Annotated in this window: 14 protein-coding genes and 2 pseudogenes; 12 read left to right on the forward strand and 4 right to left on the reverse strand. The window is 71.3% G+C overall.

Annotated features, from left to right (window positions below; genetic code table 11):
• Positions 1–523 precede the first annotated feature (523 nt).
• From AB0D18_RS28380 to AB0D18_RS28425, 10 genes and pseudogenes are all read left to right on the forward strand, one after another.
• A complete protein-coding gene (locus tag AB0D18_RS28380) occupies positions 524–1,567 on the forward strand; it encodes an LLM class flavin-dependent oxidoreductase (RefSeq protein ID WP_362424446.1) in 1,044 nt (347 codons plus the stop codon).
• A 73-nt stretch (positions 1,568–1,640) separates the two neighbouring features.
• Complete coding sequence (locus AB0D18_RS28385) at positions 1,641–2,495, forward strand: DUF1684 domain-containing protein (protein ID WP_362424449.1); 855 nt, start codon at positions 1,641–1,643, stop codon at positions 2,493–2,495.
• 287 nt (positions 2,496–2,782) lie between these two features.
• Positions 2,783–3,694: a S1 family peptidase gene (locus AB0D18_RS28390; RefSeq protein ID WP_362424452.1), complete on the forward strand. Its 912-nt coding sequence runs from the start codon at positions 2,783–2,785 to the stop codon at positions 3,692–3,694.
• A 166-nt stretch (positions 3,695–3,860) separates the two neighbouring features.
• Complete coding sequence (locus AB0D18_RS28395; RefSeq protein WP_362424702.1) at positions 3,861–4,949, forward strand: slipin family protein; 1,089 nt, start codon at positions 3,861–3,863, stop codon at positions 4,947–4,949.
• Positions 4,950–5,188: 239 nt separating this feature from the next.
• Positions 5,189–6,277 carry a S1 family peptidase gene (locus AB0D18_RS28400; RefSeq protein WP_362424455.1) on the forward strand — a complete coding sequence of 363 codons (1,089 nt, stop codon included), beginning with the start codon at positions 5,189–5,191 and terminating at the stop codon, positions 6,275–6,277.
• Between the two features lie 382 nt (positions 6,278–6,659).
• A complete protein-coding gene (locus AB0D18_RS28405) occupies positions 6,660–7,616 on the forward strand; it encodes an ABC transporter permease (RefSeq protein ID WP_362424458.1) in 957 nt (318 codons plus the stop codon).
• Between the two features lie 41 nt (positions 7,617–7,657).
• A complete protein-coding gene (locus AB0D18_RS28410) occupies positions 7,658–9,436 on the forward strand; it encodes an ABC transporter substrate-binding protein (protein WP_362424461.1) in 1,779 nt (592 codons plus the stop codon).
• Positions 9,437–9,482: 46 nt separating this feature from the next.
• Complete coding sequence (locus AB0D18_RS28415) at positions 9,483–10,475, forward strand: ABC transporter permease (protein ID WP_362424464.1); 993 nt, start codon at positions 9,483–9,485, stop codon at positions 10,473–10,475.
• Positions 10,472–12,136, forward strand: coding sequence for an ABC transporter ATP-binding protein (locus tag AB0D18_RS28420; protein WP_362424467.1), 1,665 nt, complete (start codon positions 10,472–10,474; stop codon positions 12,134–12,136). The genes AB0D18_RS28415 and AB0D18_RS28420 overlap by 4 nt, the downstream gene beginning before the upstream one ends.
• A 24-nt stretch (positions 12,137–12,160) precedes the next feature.
• Positions 12,161–12,454: pseudogene (locus AB0D18_RS28425) on the forward strand (PadR family transcriptional regulator); the annotation flags it as partial.
• 333 nt (positions 12,455–12,787) lie between these two features.
• Here the strand turns inward: AB0D18_RS28425 and AB0D18_RS28430 are convergent.
• Positions 12,788–13,972 (reverse strand): AAA family ATPase, encoded by a 1,185-nt coding sequence (locus AB0D18_RS28430; RefSeq protein ID WP_362424470.1) that lies wholly within the window; start codon positions 13,970–13,972, stop codon positions 12,788–12,790.
• Positions 13,969–15,033: a DUF3533 domain-containing protein gene (locus tag AB0D18_RS28435; RefSeq protein ID WP_362424473.1), complete on the reverse strand. Its 1,065-nt coding sequence runs from the start codon at positions 15,031–15,033 to the stop codon at positions 13,969–13,971. Before AB0D18_RS28435 ends, AB0D18_RS28430 begins: the two co-directional genes overlap by 4 nt.
• 68 nt (positions 15,034–15,101) lie before the next feature.
• Here AB0D18_RS28435 and AB0D18_RS28440 point away from each other — a divergent pair.
• Positions 15,102–15,230 (forward strand): annotated as a pseudogene (locus AB0D18_RS28440) (5,10-methylene tetrahydromethanopterin reductase); the annotation flags it as partial.
• Positions 15,231–15,292: 62 nt separating this feature from the next.
• On the opposite strand, the gene AB0D18_RS28445 reads toward AB0D18_RS28440, so the two are convergent.
• A complete protein-coding gene (locus AB0D18_RS28445) occupies positions 15,293–16,327 on the reverse strand; it encodes a lytic polysaccharide monooxygenase (RefSeq protein WP_362424476.1) in 1,035 nt (344 codons plus the stop codon).
• 311 nt (positions 16,328–16,638) lie between these two features.
• A complete protein-coding gene (locus tag AB0D18_RS28450) occupies positions 16,639–17,334 on the reverse strand; it encodes a response regulator (protein ID WP_362424479.1) in 696 nt (231 codons plus the stop codon).
• Between the two features lie 111 nt (positions 17,335–17,445).
• Here AB0D18_RS28450 and AB0D18_RS28455 point away from each other — a divergent pair.
• Positions 17,446–17,555 (forward strand): PT domain-containing protein (locus AB0D18_RS28455; protein WP_362424705.1); only part of this gene is annotated, 110 nt, incomplete at its 3' end.

Here is a 17,555-nt window from a genome sequence, read left to right on the forward strand (position 1 = left end):
CAGGGGGCTGAGGGGCGGACTTACTCTCGGGCCGGGACCGGGCTGAGGGGCTTGGTCCGGTGTGTGTGCGTGGCTTGCGGTTGGCGGGTCGGCCTGTTGGCCGGTCGGTCGGCTGTGTTCGGTGAGGGCGACTCCCGTGTGTGATCACTGTGTCCACGGAGCCTTTGCATGTCTGCCTTGGATTGTTCTTTCACGTGCGTGTGCGTGTGCGTGTGCGGTGGGTGGGCCGCTTCGCGGATTCTGCCCCTCCCCGCCCCTTCCCTGAACCGCTGCCGCGGAGCTGGGAGTTCTTCTGCGGGTGCGTCGTGGCTGATCGCGCAGTTCCCCGCGCCCCTCACTGCCTGCCCCCTACTTCCGCCAGCCCCCTTGGGCAGCGGAGCACGCCCCCACGCGACCGCTCGCCTCCGCTTCGCCCTGCCCGGCCCCGCCCCTCCGGTTTGCCGTGCGGGTGGGGCGTTCTGGGCGAGATCCGATTCTTCGAGGGGGAGTGAGTATGGCTTCGGTGGTGAGTCGGCCGTTGCACATGGGAGTCGAAGTGGGAGGCGGTGTCTCCGTCGGCGGGATGGTACGGCTGGCGGAGCAAGGGGTGCTGGACTTCGTGACGGTGGGTGGCGGCGGGGCGCGGACCGACTCCGTCGGGTTGTTGGCGCGGGCCGCGGGCGAGACCTCGTGGATCGGCCTCGTGCCCACCGTGACCGTGACGCGGGCCGAGCCGTTTCATGTGCAGGCGGCCGTGGCGACCCTGGACCGGGTGAGCCGGGGGCGGGCCGGGTGGTCGGTTGCCGTGTCGGACTCCGGGCGCGGGACAGCCCTCTTCGGGCGCGAGCCGGCCAGGTCCGCCGACGCGCTGTGGCGGGAAGCCGGTGAAGTGGTCGATGTGTCGACCCGGCTGTGGGACAGCTGGGAGGAGGACGACGGGGCAGGCGATACGTCGACCGGTCGCTTCGTCGACCCGGCCAAGGTGCACCATGTCGACTTCGCGGGGGAGTTCCTCTCCGTCAAGGGGTGTGCGAGCGTGCCCCGGCCCCCGCAGGGGTGGCCCGTCACCGTCGTCGACGTGAGCGTGTGCGGGTCCGACGGGCTCGCCGTCGCCGCGCGCCACGCGGACGTCGTCATCGTCCGTGCCTTCTCCCCGGGAGAAGCCGGAGTCATCCGTGCCGACCTGCGGCGACGCGCGGCCGCCGCCGGGCGCGACCCCGACTCGCTGCGCATCCTCGCGGCCCTCACCGTCGACCTCGCCGGAGAACCGCACCTCGACGGGCCGCCGCAAGCGGAGGCGGATGCCGTACGGAGGGGGGAGGACGGGGCTGCCAGGTACACCGGCGGGCCCGTGGGTCTCGCGCAGGTGCTCACCCTGTGGCACGCCGCCGACGTCGTGGACGGGTTCCACCTCACCCCGCTCTCGCCCGAGCGGGACCTCGAACGTCTCGTCAACGGGACCGCGACCCTGCTTCAACACCGCTGTCTGCAGCGGCACTTCTACGCCGGGGCGACCCTCCGCGACCACCTCGGGCTCGCCCGGCCCGTCAGCCGGTACGCCCGGTGCGACGCGGGGGGACGGCGATGACCGGGGCGGGAGGGTCGCACGTGTATTCCGGGGCTCCGGGCGCCCGTAGGCACCGTATGGAAAGGTTGAACCCATGACCAGCAGCGAAAGCAGCAGCGCGGCCCCCCAGCGGGAAGCGCAGCAGGAGCAGGAAGCGCAGCGGAAGCAGGAAGCGCAGCAGGACTGGCGGCGCTGGCACGAGCACCGTGTCGAGACGGTCGCCTCGCCGTACGGACCGCTCTCCCTCTGCGGCACCCACTGGCTCGCCGACCACCCGGACGGCCGTATCGACGGCGTGCCGGGGCAGTGGCAGGAAGACGGCACCGAGGTGGTGCTGACCGCCGCCGCGGCGGACGGGATCACCGTCGACGGGCAGCCGCTCGACGGCGCGGTCCGGCTCGGCGCCGACCGCGGGCCGATCCCCGAATCGCGCGTCGCCGTAGGTGAGAGGCGGTTCGTCGTGCTCAGCAGGGAGGGCCAGTGGGCGGTGCGGGACTTCGACCCGCAGTCCGCCGCGCGGCGCGCCTTCGCGGGCATCGAGGCCGGACCCCACGACCCCGCCTGGGTGCTGCCCGGCCGTTTCGTACCGTACGAGCAGGCCCGGAACATCCAGGTCGAGAACGCGGACGGGCGCTCGCGCGGTCTCGGTCTCGCCGGAGAGATCGTCTTCGCGCACGGCGGGGCCGAGCACTCGCTGCACGTCGCGGTCGAGGACGACGGCTCGCTGTGGGCCGTGTTCGCCGACGCGGACAGCGGGAAGAGCAGCTACCGGTTCCGCTTCCTGCGGCCCGCCGCACCGGCCGCCGACGGCACGGTGACCGTCGACTTCAACCGGGCCGTGCTTCCCCCGTGCGCCTTCGCCGACCACTTCATCTGCCCCTTCCCGCCACCGGGCAACACCCTGCCCTTCGCCGTACCGGCAGGAGAGCTCAACCGGCAGGAAAAGTAGGTGAGTTGAGTACCGTCAGCCCCGGGAGCCCCAAGGGCCCCGGGGCTGACGCATGCCGTTTCCCTCCCCGTACCTCCGTGTGCGTCAGTACGCCCGTACGCGGCCGAAACGCGCCCTTGCGCGGCCGGTTGATGGCCCGAATACTCCCGTGACAGCGCTTGTCAGGGGCATTGCGGGCCGGGCCAGTCGTCACACGGACCGCCGCGCGCCTCTGGCTGCGCCTCACGGGCCCCGGGAAAGACCCCACATCGGACCGGGCCCCCGATTCCCCTCGGGAGGAACGACAAGTGAGGAACGAGCGCACCACCACACACCGAACCGGCACAGCGAGACGCGTCCGGTTCCTGGCAGTGGCGGCAGGACTCGCCGCCGCTGCCGCGATCACCATCCCCAACGCCCAGGCCCAGCCGGCCGCCGCCACCTCCGCAGTGAGCGCCACCCAGCTCGCCTCCGCCGGAGCCGCCGTGCTCCAGGCGGACGTCGCAGGAACCGCTTGGCACGTCGACAAGGCGACCAACACCCTTGTCGTCACCGCCGACAGCACCGTCTCCCGCGCCGAGATCGCGCGGATCAAGGACGCGGCGGGCGACGACGCACGTGCCCTGCGCATCGAGCGCACTCCGGGCAAGTTCTCCAAGCTCCTGTCGGGCGGCGACGCCATCTACGCGCCGAGCTGGCGCTGCTCGCTCGGCTTCAACGTCCGCAAGGGCGACGTCTATTACGCGCTGACCGCCGGGCACTGCACCGACGGCAACCCCGCCTGGTACACCAACTCCGCCCGGACGACGAAGATCGGCCCGACCACCGGGTCCAGCTTCCCGGTCAACGACTACGGCATCCTGCGCTACGACAACGCGAACATCGCCCACCCCGGCACCGTCGGCAGCGTCGACATCACCAGCGCCGCCAACGCCACCGTCGGCATGAGCGTCACCCGGCGGGGCTCCACCACCGGCATCCACAGCGGCTCCGTCACCGGACTCAACGCCACCGTCAACTACGGGGGCGGCGACGTCGTCTACGGCATGATCCGCACCAACGTGTGCGCCGAGCCCGGCGACAGCGGCGGCCCGCTCTACTCCGGCAGTCGCGCCATCGGCCTCACCTCCGGCGGCAGCGGCAACTGCTCGTCCGGCGGCACGACCTTCTTCCAGCCCGTCACCGAGGCGCTCAGCGCGTACGGGGTCACCATCTACTGACCCCCTCCCGCCACCACCGAACTGCAGCCAGCAGCACGCAGGCCCCCGATCCGGCACTCTTCCGGGCGGGGGCCTGTCGACTGTCGCCCCGCCGGGTTACCTTCATCTCAGGACATGTCCGCAGGCAATGGGACAACTGGGATTACTGGGACTCCAGGGAGCCGTGGTGGTCGAGGAGTTGTTGATGGCAGGCGCCGCGGCCGTGGGCGCCGGGGCCGTGTACCTGATGGCGGCGGCCCGGGTGGTCAAGCAGTACGAGCGTGGGGTGGTCTTCCGCCTCGGAAGGCTCAGGAACGCGGTGCGCGGGCCGGGGTTCACGATGGTGGTGCCGTTCCTGGACCGGCTCACCAAGGTGAACATGCAGATCGTGACGATGCCGGTGCCCGCCCAGGACGGCATCACGCGTGACAACGTCACGGTGCGCGTCGACGCCGTCATCTACTTCAAGGTGATCGACGCGGCAGAGGCCCTGGTACGGGTGGAGGACTACCGGTTCGCGGTCGCGCAGATGGCACAGACCTCGCTGCGGTCCATCATCGGCAAGAGCGAACTCGACGATCTGCTCTCCAACCGCGAACAGCTCAACCAGGGGCTGGAGTTGATGATCGACAGCCCGGCGGTGGGGTGGGGCGTGCAGATCGACCGCGTCGAGATCAAGGACGTGTCGCTGCCGGAGACCATGAAGCGGTCGATGGCCAGGCAGGCGGAGGCCGACCGCGAGCGCCGGGCCCGGGTGATCAACGCGGACGCCGAACTCCAGGCGTCGAGGAAGCTCGCCGAGGCGGCGGCCGTGATGTCCGACCAGCCGGCCGCCCTCCAGCTCCGGCTGCTGCAGACGGTGGTGGCGGTCGCGGCGGAGAAGAACTCGACACTGGTGCTGCCGTTCCCGGTGGAGCTGCTGCGGTTCCTGGAGCGGGCGGCTCCGGCGCCGGCGGCGACAGTCACCCCCGTACCGGCACAGGCGCCGTCGGAGCTGTGGCCGGAGCCGGGGCCCGAACCGGAGCCGGAACCGGAGCTGTGGGCGGAGCCGGAGCCGATCGTCGTACCCACCGAGGAACTGTCCCTCCCGCCGTACGACTTCGGCGACGCGACACTGATGCCGCCGGGGGTGCCGGAGATGCCACCGGGACCACCGGTGGTGCCGGACGTGCCGGAGGTGCCGGAGATGCGGACGTCGGCGGATGCGGCGGAAGCGGCGGATGCGGCGGAAGCGTCGGAATCCGGCACCGGAAGGACCAGTACCGGACAGGAGTAGACCTCACCCAGGGGCGGTCACCGGTTGCACGCGGTGTTCGCGACTGTGACCGGGTGGTCGCAAATCGGGCACGCCTCTGGCATGTCCCTGGCATGTCAAGAGAAAGGGGGCGTGCGGTAGTTGTCGTGTGCGCGTCCTGAAGTCGACCTTGTGTGCTCCCGGTCGCCCTGTGAATAGTGGGCCCCCACCCGGGCCCACCCCCACACTTCCGGGCCCGGACCCCCCACAGGAGGTCACTTGTGAAGCACCGACGCATACCCAAGCGGCGCGCAGCGGCGGCAGGAACCGCCGTCGTCGCCCTGGTCGCCACGGGCATCACCTTCCAGGCTGCAAACGCGAGCGAAGGCGCAGCCCCCGCGCCGACGCTGAAGACCCTCTCCGTGGCGAGCGCGGGACAGCTCGCCTCCTCGCTCACCAAGCAGCTCGGCGCGGACGCGGCCGGGTCGTTCTACGACGCGAAGGCGAAGTCCCTCGTCGTCAACGTCACGGACGAGGCGGCGGCGGAGACCGTGCGTACGGCAGGCGGCAAGGCCAGAATCGTCCAGCACACCCTGGCCGAGCTGAAGTCGGCCCGTACGGTACTCGCGGGCAAGGCATCGATCCCGGGCACGTCCTGGGCGACCGACCCGGTCAGCAACAAGATCGTGGTCACGGCCGACCGCACGGTGAAGGGCGCCGCCCTCGCCAAGCTGAACAAGGCCGTCGGGGAGCTCGGCTCCAAGGTGCAGCTGAAGCACTCGAAGGGGGAGTTCAAGCCCCTCGTCGCGGGCGGCGACGCCATCTACGGTGCGAGCGCGCGCTGCTCGCTCGGCTTCAACGTGACCAAGGGCGGTGAGCCGTACTTCCTGACGGCCGGGCACTGCACCGCGGACATCAAGAGCTGGTCCGACAAGCAGGGCGGCTCCGAGATCGGCACGACCGCCGACTCGAAGTTCCCGGGCACCGACTACGGCCTGGTGAAGTACACGGGTGACACCCCGCACCCCAGCGAGGTCAACCTCTACAACGGCAGCGCCCAGGCCATCAGCAAGGCCGGTGCCGCCACCGTCGGCCAGAAGGTGCAGCGCAGCGGCTCCACCACCCAGGTCCACGACGGCGAGGTCACCGGCCTCGACGCCACCGTGAACTACGGCAACGGCCAGGTCGTCAACGGGCTCATCCAGACCACGGTCTGCGCCGAGCCCGGCGACAGCGGCGGCGCGCTCTTCGCGGGCGACACCGCGCTGGGCCTCACCTCCGGCGGCAGCGGTGACTGCTCGGCCGGCGGCGAGACCTTCTTCCAGCCGGTGCCGGCCGCTCTGGCCGCGACGGGGACCGAGATCGGCTGACCTGCTGGCTGACCCAAATCGGCTGACGTGATCGGCCGACGTGATCGGCTGACGCTTCACGGGTGAACGACGAGCCCCGGCCTGCCACCAGCAGGCCGGGGCTTCGTGCTGCCCCGGAGACATCCGAGTGGCCGAGATTTCATCGTGCGGCCAAACCGCTCGTCCAGCAGGACGACTTGCCCGACTTCGTACCGTAAAGGCTGTCCGGAACATTGCGGCCGCATGGCCGCCCGCAGCACCCCCGCAACACTCCCTTCGCAAACCGCGCACCGCACCCATTTCCGATTTGCCGGGCCGGAATCCGCTTGTTCTGATGGCTGCCAACCCACGGCGGAGACCCCGACAGGTGGGCCCGTCACCGCACTTCAGGAGCACGGCACCCATGCCCGAAGCACGTACGTCGCCGTCTCGCGGCCCGTTCGCCTCCGCAGTCCGTGCCTTCCGGCGCGACCGCACCGGCATGACCGCTCTCGGCGTCGTCGTTCTGTGCGTCCTGCTCGCCGTCCTCGCGCCGGTGCTCACCTCCTGGTACGGCAAGAACCCCACCGAGCACTACGGGCAGAACAGCCCCGGCCTGCTCAGCGCCGAAGGGCTGCCGATGCTGCCGAACGGCGGCATCTCCGGCGAGTTCTGGTTCGGCATCGAACCCGGGCTCGGGCGTGACGTCCTCGCCCAACTCCTGTACGGGATGCGGACGTCGCTCCTCGTCGCCGGGTCCGCCACCCTCGTCATCGCCGTCCTCGGCATCGTGCTCGGCGTGACCGTCGGCTACCTCGGCGGGCTCGCCGACCGTGCCTTCACCTTCGCGTGCGACGTGCTGCTCGCCTTTCCGACCCTCCTGCTGCTGCTCGCGCTCGGCCCGGTGATCCAGACCCGGTTCGTGGACCCGGGGGAGAACGAGCCGGTGTGGATGCAGTTCACCGTGCTCATCCTGGTGTTCGCCGCGTTCGGCTGGGTGCCGCTCGCCCTGGTCCTCCGTACGACCGTGAAGTCCCTGCGGGAGCGGGAGTTCGTGGAGTCGGCGCGGGCGCTGGGGGCGAGCAGGCGGCACATCGTGCTGCGCGAACTGCTGCCCAACGTCTGGGCGCCGGTGCTCGTGCACATCAGCCTCGCGCTGCCCGCCGTCGTCACCGCCGAGGCCGCCCTGTCCTTCCTCGGCGTCGGCATCGGCGAACCCGTCCCCGACTGGGGCCGGATGATCTCGCGCGGCGCCGAGGTCTTCTACGACGACCCGACCTACATGGTCTTCCCCGGCGCGGCGATCCTCCTGTTCGTCCTCGCCTTCAACCTCTTCGGCGACGCGGTACGGGACGCACTCGACCCGCGCACCGCCCGCTGATCCCTCTCACGCACACCCCTTTGTACTCACCGGAGTCCGTCATGCCCAGAATCAGCGTCCGCACCGCAGCCGTCCCGGTCGCCGCCACCGTCGCCGCCCTGCTGCTCTGCTCCTGCTCGGCAGGAGCGGGCGCGGGCGCGGGACAGCAGGCGAAGACCGACGCGGCCGCGAAGCCCGTGTCCAAGCTCGCCGCCATCATCGGTACGGCGAAGGACAGCGCGGGCCCCGCACCCGAGGTCCCCGGCGCCCGCAGGGGCGGCACCCTCAAGGTCCTCAACGCCAACGACTACGCACACCTCGACCCGCAGAAGATCTACAGCGGCGAGACGTACAACACCTCGCTGCTTTGGGGCCGTCAGCTCACCCAGTACCAGTTGGTCGACGGCAAGCCCAAGCTGGTCGGCGACCTGGCCACCGACCTCGGCAGGTCCTCCGACGGCGGCCGGACCTGGACCTTCACCCTGAAGGACGGCCTGGCCTGGGAGGACGGCAAGCCGATCACCTCGAAGCACGTGAAGTACGGCATCCAGCGCACCTTCGCCCCCGGCTTCGAGGCGGGACCCTCGTACTGGCCCACCTGGCTCACCGGCACCACCAACCTCACCGAGGCCCGCAAGGTCTACGGCGGCCCCGAGGCCGGCGACCTCAAGGCCATCGAGACCCCGGACGACAAGACCGTCGTCTTCCGCTTCCCGCAGCCGCAGGCCGACGTGTCCTTCATGGCCACCCAGTCCTCGTCCTCGCCGGTCCGCCCCGACAAGGACACCGGTTCCGCGTACGACATCAAGCCCTTCGCGTCTGGCCCGTACAAGATCGTCGAGCACCGGAAGAACCAGTCGCTGACGCTGGAGCGCAATCCGCACTGGAAGCCGGAGACCGACCCGATCCGCCACCAGTACGTCGACGGGTACGAGTTCACCTTCGGCAAGAAGGCCGTCAACTCCGGGCAGGAGATCCTCTCCGGACACGGCGACGGCGCCCGCACCGCCTCCACCGACCGCGACGGCACCGCTCCCGAGCTGTTCAGCGCCATCGACCGCGACCCGAAGAAGAAGGGCCTCCTGGTCGAGGGCCGCCGCGGCGCGTACACCGCGTCGCTGGCCATCAAGAACAGCCGGGTCACCGACCCCGAGGTCCGCAGGGCCATCCACTACCTCTTCCCCCGCGAGCAGGCCCGCCAGGTGATGGGCGGCCCGCGGCTCGGCGAGATCGCCACCACCCTCTCCTCGCCCGCCGTCGCCGGCTGGGAGAAGTACGACAACTACCCCGTCGCCCCGCAGGGCGACATCGCCAAGGCCAAGGAACACCTGGCCAAGGCGGAGAAGAAGGTCACGACGCTGACGTACGCGTACGAGACGAGCCCGGTCAACGACCGCGTCGCCCAGGTCCTCGTCGAGGCCTTCGGCAGGGCCGGGATCACCCTGGTCACGAAGCCGATGAGCGACGCCGCCTTCACCGACCAGGTCTTCCGCGGGCCCGCCCCGTACGACCTGTGGCTCCAGACCACCTCGGTGAACTGGCCGACCCTCTCCACGCTGCTCCCGGAGAGCTTCCACAGCAGGCTCGACGCCCTGGAGAACTCCATCCGCTACCAGAACCCGGCCGTCGACAAGGAACTCGACCGGGTGCGGACCATCCCCGGCATCGAGGAGAAGACCAAGGCGCTCGTCGCCCTGGAGAAGACCGTCATGAAGGACGTCCCGGTCGTCCCCTTCCTCAACTCCGCGACCACCCAGGTGCACGGCAAGGACGTCGGAGGCGCGGCCATCCACCCGATCTACGGCACGGTCTCCCCGGCCTGGCTCTTCCTGAAGAAGTGATCTGCCCCGAAGAAATGACCCGTCACTCGTCCGGAGAAACGAATCCATGACCGGCTACGTCCTGCGGCGTGCCCTCCAGGCGGCGGCGGTGCTCCTCGTGATCACCGCCGTCACCTTCGGGCTCTTCCACGCCGCCCCCGCCGACCCCGCACTCACCGCCTGCGGACCGCAGTGCGACAGCGCCCAGGTCGCCGAACTCCGCGTCTCGATGGGTCTTGACCAGCCGATCCTCGCCCAGTTCGCCGACTATCTGCGCGGCCTCTTCCTGGGCCGCACGATCCGCGACCTCGACGGCACCGCCCTCGACTGTGCCGCACCCTGCCTCGGCTACTCGTACGTCCTCCAGCAGCCCGTCCTCGGTGCGGTCCTCGAACACCTCCCGGCCACGCTGTCGCTGGCCGCAGGGGCCCTCGTGGTGATCGTCGTCCTCGGTATCGGCGTCGGCTTCACCGCCGCACTGCGCCGGGGCACCGCCACCGACCGTCTCCTTTCCGGCTTCACCCTGGTCGGCGCGAGCGTGCAGATCTACTTCCTCGGCTACGCCCTCCAGTACCTCCTCGTCTACACCACAGGGCTCCTCCCGGTCCCCGGCTACACCCCGTTCGGCGAGGGCCCCGCCGCCTGGGCGGCCGGTCTGCTGCTGCCCTGGCTGGTCCTCGGCTTCGTCAACGCCGCCGTTTTCGCCCGCCTCTCGCGCTCCCAGCTCCTGGAGACGATGCACGAGGGGTACGTGCGGACCGCGCGCGCCAAGGGGATGAGCGCGGTCCGCGCCCATCTGAAGTACACGGCGCGCGGCGCGGCAGGGCCGCTGGTGCAGCTGCTCGGCCTGGAGGTGGGCGCCCTGTTCGGCGGGGCGTTCATCACCGAGACCGTCTTCGGGATCTCCGGCGTCGGCCGTCTCGCCGTCGACTCCGTCCTGCAGAACGACCTGCCGACCGTCGTCGGCACCGTCCTGCTCGCCGCCTTCTTCGTGGTGGTGTTCGTCGCCGTCGCCGACCTGGTGGTGGCCCGGCTCGACCCGAGGGTGAGGCTCGCATGAACCCGGTGCTGGAAGTCAGTGACCTGTCCGTCGCCTTCACGGGAAGCTTCACGGGAAGAGAGGGCAGGGTGGTCGCGGTCGACCGGGTCTCCTTCGACCTGATGCCAGGTCAAGTCCTGGGCCTGGTGGGGGAGTCGGGGTCGGGCAAGTCGACCGTCGGACTGGCCGCGCTTGGCCTGCACGATCCGGTACGTACGGAGATCACCGGAAGCCTCCGGGTGTGCGGCACCGAGGTCGTCGGGGCGCCCGAAGCCCGGCTGCGGGGGCTGCGGGGCGGGCGTGTGGCGATGGTCTTCCAGGACGCCCTCGCCGCCCTCTCGCCGTTCCATCCGGTGGGGGAGCAGGTCGCCGAGGCGTACCGGCTGCACCACCCGAAGGCCTCCCGTGCCGAAGCGCGCGAGCGGGCCGCCGCGATGCTGGAGCGGGTCGGGATTCCGGCCGCCCGCGTCCGGGACCACCCGCACCAGTTCTCCGGCGGGATGCGCCAGCGCGTCATGATCGCCATCGCCCTGGTGAACGAGCCCGCGGTGGTCGTGGCCGACGAGCCGACCACCGCCCTCGACGTCCGGGTACAGCGCCAAGTGCTGGACCTGCTGGGCGAGTTGGTGCACGGCAGCGACACCGCCGTGCTCCTGGTCACCCACGACGTGGGCGTCGTCGCGGAACGCGCCGACCGGATGCTGGTCATGCGCGGCGGCCGGCTCCTTGAGGAGGGGCCCACCGCCAAGCTCCTCACCGACGCGGAGCACCCGTACACCCGGGCCCTGATCGGCGCCGCCCCCACGCTGGACACGGTGCCGGGCACCCGGCTGCCCACGGTGGACGAGCCGACGCCGGAGCCGGGGCGTACTGCCGCCCGGCCCGCCCCGCAGGGCGGCGCGGCGCTCGCGGACATCACCGGCCTGCGCGTCGAATTCCCTTCCCCCAGACCGCTGTTCGGCCGCCGTCCGGAGCCCCGGGTCGCCGTCCGCGACGTCACTCTGCACATCGCCGAGGGCGAGACCCTGGGCCTGGTCGGCGAGTCGGGATCGGGGAAGTCCACCACCGCCCGCGTCCTGGCCGGGCTGCAGCGGCCGACCGCCGGAACCGTACGATTCGCAGGCAGGGACATCTCCGCCGCCGCGACCGACACCGCACTGCGGCGCGAGCTCAGCCGTGACGTCCAGCTGGTCTTCCAGGACCCGTACGCCTCGCTCAATCCGCGCCGTACCGTCGAGCAGATCGTCAACACCCCGCTCACCGTCCACACCTCGCTCGACGCGTCGGAGCGCCGCGAGCGGGCGGCGGAACTGTTGACGCAGGTCGGGCTCGACCCCGGCCAACTCCCTCGCTACCCGCATGAGTTCAGTGGCGGCCAGCGTCAGCGCATCGGCATCGCGCGGGCCCTCGCCGTGCGCCCGAAGCTGATCGTCGCCGACGAACCGGTGTCCGCGCTCGACGTGTCCGTACAGGCACAGGTACTGAACCTGCTGATGGACCTGCGCGACGAGTTCGGCCTCTCACTGCTGTTCGTGTCCCACGACCTCGCTGTCGTACGGCACTTCTGCGACCGGATCGCGGTGATGCACCACGGCGCGATCGTGGAGAGCGGCACCCGCGACGAGGTCTTCGAGCGGCCACGGGCGCAGTACACACGGGAGCTGCTGGCGGCCTCGGTCTGAACCCCCGGCACGACAGACCGTCCGATGCAGGAACCGACCCTGCTGCTGCTCACCGCGCTCGCGGACCAGCCGCGCCACGGGTACGCGATCGTCCAGGAAGTCCTCGCCATGTCCGGCGGCCGGGTGCGGTTGCGCACCGGGACGTTGTACGGGGCGCTCGACCGCCTCCTCAAAGAGGAGCTGACCGAGATCCACAGCGAGGAGGTCGTCGACGGACGCATGCGGCGGAGCTACGCCCTCACCGGGACGGGCCGCGCGACGCTCACCGCCGAAGCGGAACGCCTGCGCGCCACCGCCGCCGAAGCGGAACGCCTGCGCGCTGGCGGACGCTGCTCGTGCTGGCGGGGGCGCTCGTCGCGGCGGAGGGGGCGTGGGGCCACCGGGTGGCCGGTGTGCTCGTGGCCTCGCTGCCCTGGGTGCTGTTCCCGGCGCTCGGCTACCGGCTGCTGGTGCAGAACCTCGTCGTGGCCGCGCGACGACGTACCCCCTCGCGTACGCGGTCGGCCTCCTGCTGCACCGGCTGCGCCCCCGCACCATGGGCAGCGCCTGAGCGCTCCGCCGGGTGTGCCGTGAGGTGCGTCGCTCAGCTGCGGCGCCGTCGTGGCCGGCGGCGCCCACGCGGCGGAGCCGCATGTCCCTACAGCCCGGCGCCTACTGCTTCGGCCAGTACCAGAGCGGCTCGTCCAGCGGGCCCTCCCGCCCGGCGACCGTTGTCTGGCCGAAGTCCTTCACCAGTTCGATCGTGTTGATGTCGATCCGGGCCCGCCGCGTCCCCTCCGCCAGTGCGTCGGCGAGGGGGCGCGCGTGCGTGACCACCACCAGCTGGATGTGGCGGCTCGCGGTGAGGATCAGGTCCGCGAGCGGGCGCAGCAGGTCCGGGTGGAGGCTGGTCTCCGGCTCGTTGAGGACGAGAAGGGTGGGCGGGCGGGGAGTGAGGAGGGCGGCGACCCAGAGGAGGTAGCGCAGGGTGCCGTCGGAGAGTTCGGGGGCGCCCAGCGGGCGGAGCAGGCCGTGCTGGTGGAGTTCGAGCTCGAAGCGGCCGCCGTGGTCGGCGACCGACACCCGGCTGCCGGGGAACGCTGCGTCGACCGCCTCGTCCATCGCCGCGTGGTCGCCGATCTCGCGGATGGTCTGGAGCGCGGCCGCCAAGTCGGAGCCGTCCGCGCCGAGCACGGGCGTACGGGTGCCGATCTGCGCGGCGCGGGCCGGTGCGCGGGCGTCGGTGCGGACGTGGTCGTAGAACCGCCAGTTGCGGATGCGCTCGCGCAAGAGCAGCAGATCCGGGGCGAGCTGGGGATCCGCGAGCTCGCTCAGCATGCTGTCGTACGGGCGGATCGTGCCCTGCGAGCGGTGCCAGTCGCCGGAGGCGGTACGCACCCGTACGGCAGGACCTGAGCGCTCCGAGAGGAGGGCCGCGGGGCGCAGTACCGGTCCCGCCCAGGTGCACTCCCGCTTGATCTCCGGGTCGCCGCCGAACATCGAGCGGCTGTCCGGCGGCTGCCGGCCGAAGTCGATCGCGTAGCCGAACTCGTCGCCCGCGAAGCCGAGCCGCAGGTTCACCGGGTCCTTGTCGATCACGGACTGCACCGGGTGGAGGCCCTCCCGGACGGACCGGCCCAGCTTGCTGGGGCCCGCCCACAGGGTGGACCCCAGACCGCCCTCGTGGGCCAGGGCCGCCACCGCTCCGTTGCGGGAGGAGTCGGCGAGCAGGCGCAGTGCCCGGTAGAGGCTGGACTTGCCGGTGCCGTTCGCACCGGTGACCACGTTGACCCGGCCCAGCTCGACGATCAGCTTGCGCAACGAGCGGTAGTTCTCGACCGCGAGGGTCGTGATCATACGAGCGGGGTTTGCGGGGTGCGTACCTCCGTCGCGCCGCCCGGCTCGTCGTCGGCGCCCTTGCGGCTGGACTTCACCCGGGACGCCACGGCGAGGGTGACGGCGGAACCGGCGACCGCCCACGCGGAGAGCACGAGCAGCGGGCCTGTGATGTTGTTGCCCTTGAAGTACGCGATCGAGCGCGCCACCCACGTCGCCGCGCCCGGCGGCAGCGCGGGCCCGATCGAGCGCCAGAAGCCCGGCAGCATCGGGCCGGGGAACGCGCCGCCCGCACTCGGGTTGCCGCCGATCACGATGATCAGGATGGCCAGGCCGATACCGACCACGCCGACGATGCCCTGGAGGGCGAGGGTCAGCGCACCGACCGCGAAGACGGTGAGTGCGCCCAGCCCCCACAGGCCCCACAGACTGCCGGGCAGCGCGCCCAGGATCGGTCCCGCGACGACCGCGCCGAGGAGGCCCGAGACGATCGCGTACACGGCCATCGTGCCGAGCCGGATCCCGGCCCGCTTGCCGTTCGCCGGGCGGGCGCCCGCGCTGATCGCGAGGATCGCCGCGCACAGGTAGCCGCCGACGCACCAGCCGACCACCAGGTAGAAGGAGCTCAGCCCGTTCGCGTCCTTTGCCGAGGCCGGGGCGACGTCCTTGAAGGCGACCGTGCGCTGCTGCGACTTCGCGACCCCGGTGAAGATCTGCTCCAGCGCACGAGTCTCCGAGCCGCCCTGGCCAGAGGCGACCAGGAGGGTGTCGGACTTGCCGCCGCGGGGGTCGACGAGGAGGGCCGCGTCGATGTCCCGGTTCAACATCTCCGCGCGCGCCACCGCCTCGGAAGCCAGCGGGCGAGGGTCCAGCGGGGAGCCAGGCAGCTTGCGCAGCTGATCCGCGAACTGCTCCGCCGCACCGCCCGGCGCCACGACGGCGACCTTGATGTCCTGCGGCTTCGGATGGTGCAGCGCACCCACGTAACTCGTGATGAAGAGCAGTTGCAGAGCCATCGCGCCGATGACGAGCAGTGCGGCCCGCGGGGTCACGGCGTTCTTCAACTCGTCGGCGAATTTCATGCCACCACGCTCCGGCGGGGGACCGCTTCCCGCAGGTGGGGTGGGCCGTACGGGTGAAGGGGGTGATTTCCTGGCACAAGGACATGTGGCAGCTCTTCGCGGCGGCGGCGGCGGCCGGACTGACGGAGAACATCCGGTTCGGCCCGAGCCTGTCCTCCGTCCTACTCCGCGAGCCCACCCTCATCGCCCAGGCCCTGGTCGGCATGCGTGAGGGGCCCGTCCGTCCCCCCGGGACGGGCGGACCCCTCAGTTCCCGGGATCAGCGGCCGTGGCGCCCGCCGGTGGCGGCCTTGCGGCGGACCGAGCCGAACATCACCGCCGCGCCGAGCGCCAGCACCGCCGCACCGCCGACGGCGATGTACGGGGTGGTGCTGTTGCCGCCGGTCTCGGCGAGGTTCTCGTCGGGCTTCACCGGCGCGGGCGAACCACCCTGTGCGGCCGGAGCGTTGGCGGACGGGGCGGACGGGGCGGCCGGAGCCTTCGCCTGCGGGGCGGCGGTCTGTGTGCCCGCACCCGTCTTGTGGTCGCTGTCGCCGTGGCCCTTGTGCTCGACCGTCGACTTGCCGGCACCCGCGGCGATGTCCTTGTCGGTCGGGGCGGAGGCGGCCGGGGCCGGAACGGCGCCCGTGCCCGTGCCCGTACCGGAACCGGCGGTGTCCTTGCCGAAGACGACGTCGGAGCAGGTGTAGAACGCCTCCGGGCTGTCCGAGCGCTGCCACACGCTGTAGACGAGGTGGCGGCCGGACTTGTTCGGCAGGGTGCCGTCGAAGACGTAGTCGCCGGCCTCCATCTTCGGGTCGGTGACCTTGGCGAACGGCTCGGCCTCCAGGTCCGACCACTTCAGCGGCTTCGCCGGGTCGTAGCCGTCCTTGGTGACGTACAGCTCGAAGGAACCCTTGTGCGGGGCGGTGCCCTTGTAGCGGAAGGTGTGCTTGCCCGGGGTGAGCTTCGAGGACGGCCAGTCGGCGCGCGGCAGGTCCAGGCCCTTGTACTTGTCGTTGCCGGCGCTGCACAGCTTGCCGTCGGGGATGAGCGCCTTGTGGTTGCCCGCGGCGTTGGCGATGTTCACCGCGTTCCAGTCGTAGAACGCCTGGACGCCACTGGCGGCGACGGCAGCCTTGCAGGCCGCCGAGTCGGGGCTCTCCGGGCCCTCCGCGTAACAGGCCGACACCCGGCTGACCGGGTCCGTCATGGAGCCGTGGGCGGCGGCCGGGGCGGCGGCCAGCCCGGTCAGCGCGAGCGGCGCGAGGCCGAGGGCGGCGACGGTGGCGGCTTTGCGACGAGCAGCGGTCATGGTGGGGAACTCCTTGGCAGGGGACGGTCTTTCATGGCCGGGGGAGTGGGGGGACAACTCCCTGGGCGCAACAGCACGCTAGACCCCGAAAACCGTGAAATCCCCTGCTGAGGGCGGGTGATGGCGATCTTTATGGCCCGCTTAAGGGCGCGCTCAGTGACGGTTAAGGACGGTTGGGGAGGCGCCTGGAATGTGCCGGGAAGGTGTGCGGGAATGTGCCGGGAAGGTGCCGGGAAGGTGCTTGAAAGGTGTGCGGGAAGGTGCTTGGAACGCGCCGCTCCGGGCGGGCCGCCGCGCCGGCTACCGGCCGCTCACGCCACCCACCTGTACCGCCGCTCCGGCCGCCCCGTGCCCCCGTACCGCAGCGTCACCTCGGCCCGCCCGGTCGTCGTGAAGTACTCCAGGTACCGGCGCGCACTCACCCGCGACAGTGCCCCGCCCTCGGCGCACTCGGTCGCCGACAGCCCCGCCGGGTGCGCCCGCAACGTCCGCTCCACCAGCTCCGCGGTGTGCGCGGCCAGCCCCTTGGGCAGCTCCCGCGAGCCCGGCGGCCGCGTACCGAACAGCTGGTCCACGTCCTCCTGCCGGGCCTGCCCCTGCGCGGACAGCGCGTTGAACCGGTTCTGCAACGACGCCACGTGCCGCAGCTGCTCGCGCAGCGCCGCCTGGTGGAACGGCTTGATCAGATAGTGCAGGGCCCCGGCACGCAGCGCCGCCCGTACGATCCCCGCGTCCCGCGCCGCCGTGATGAACAGGGCGTCCGCCCTCGGCCGGCCCGCGTCCCGCTCCTCCGCCGCACGCAGCCCGCGCAGCACATCGAGCCCGTCCATGTCGGGCAGATATACGTCGAGCAGTACGAGGTCCGGGTGCAGACGCTCGGCGGCGCGCAGGGCATCGGCGCCGCTGTGGGCGACCCCGACCACCGTAAATCCGTCCATCGCGGACACGCAGCGGCTGTGGACCTTCGCCACCATGAAGTCGTCGTCCACGACCAGCACATTCGTCACCCGGCCACGCTAGGGCGCGACCACAAGGACCACAACGTCCGTTGGTTCCGGAACGGCGACAGCTCCTTAACGCACCGGCAACATGTCCCCACCTCCCCCCTCTGAAACACGATCGCGAACCCGACCGCGAACCCGACCGCGAACCCGACCGCGAACCCGACCGCGAACCCGACCGCGAACCCGACCGCGAACCCGACCGCGAACCCGACCGCGAACCCGAC

This window comes from Streptomyces sp. NPDC048442, assembly GCF_040651475.1.
Taxonomy (GTDB): Bacteria; Actinomycetota; Actinomycetes; order Streptomycetales; family Streptomycetaceae; genus Streptomyces.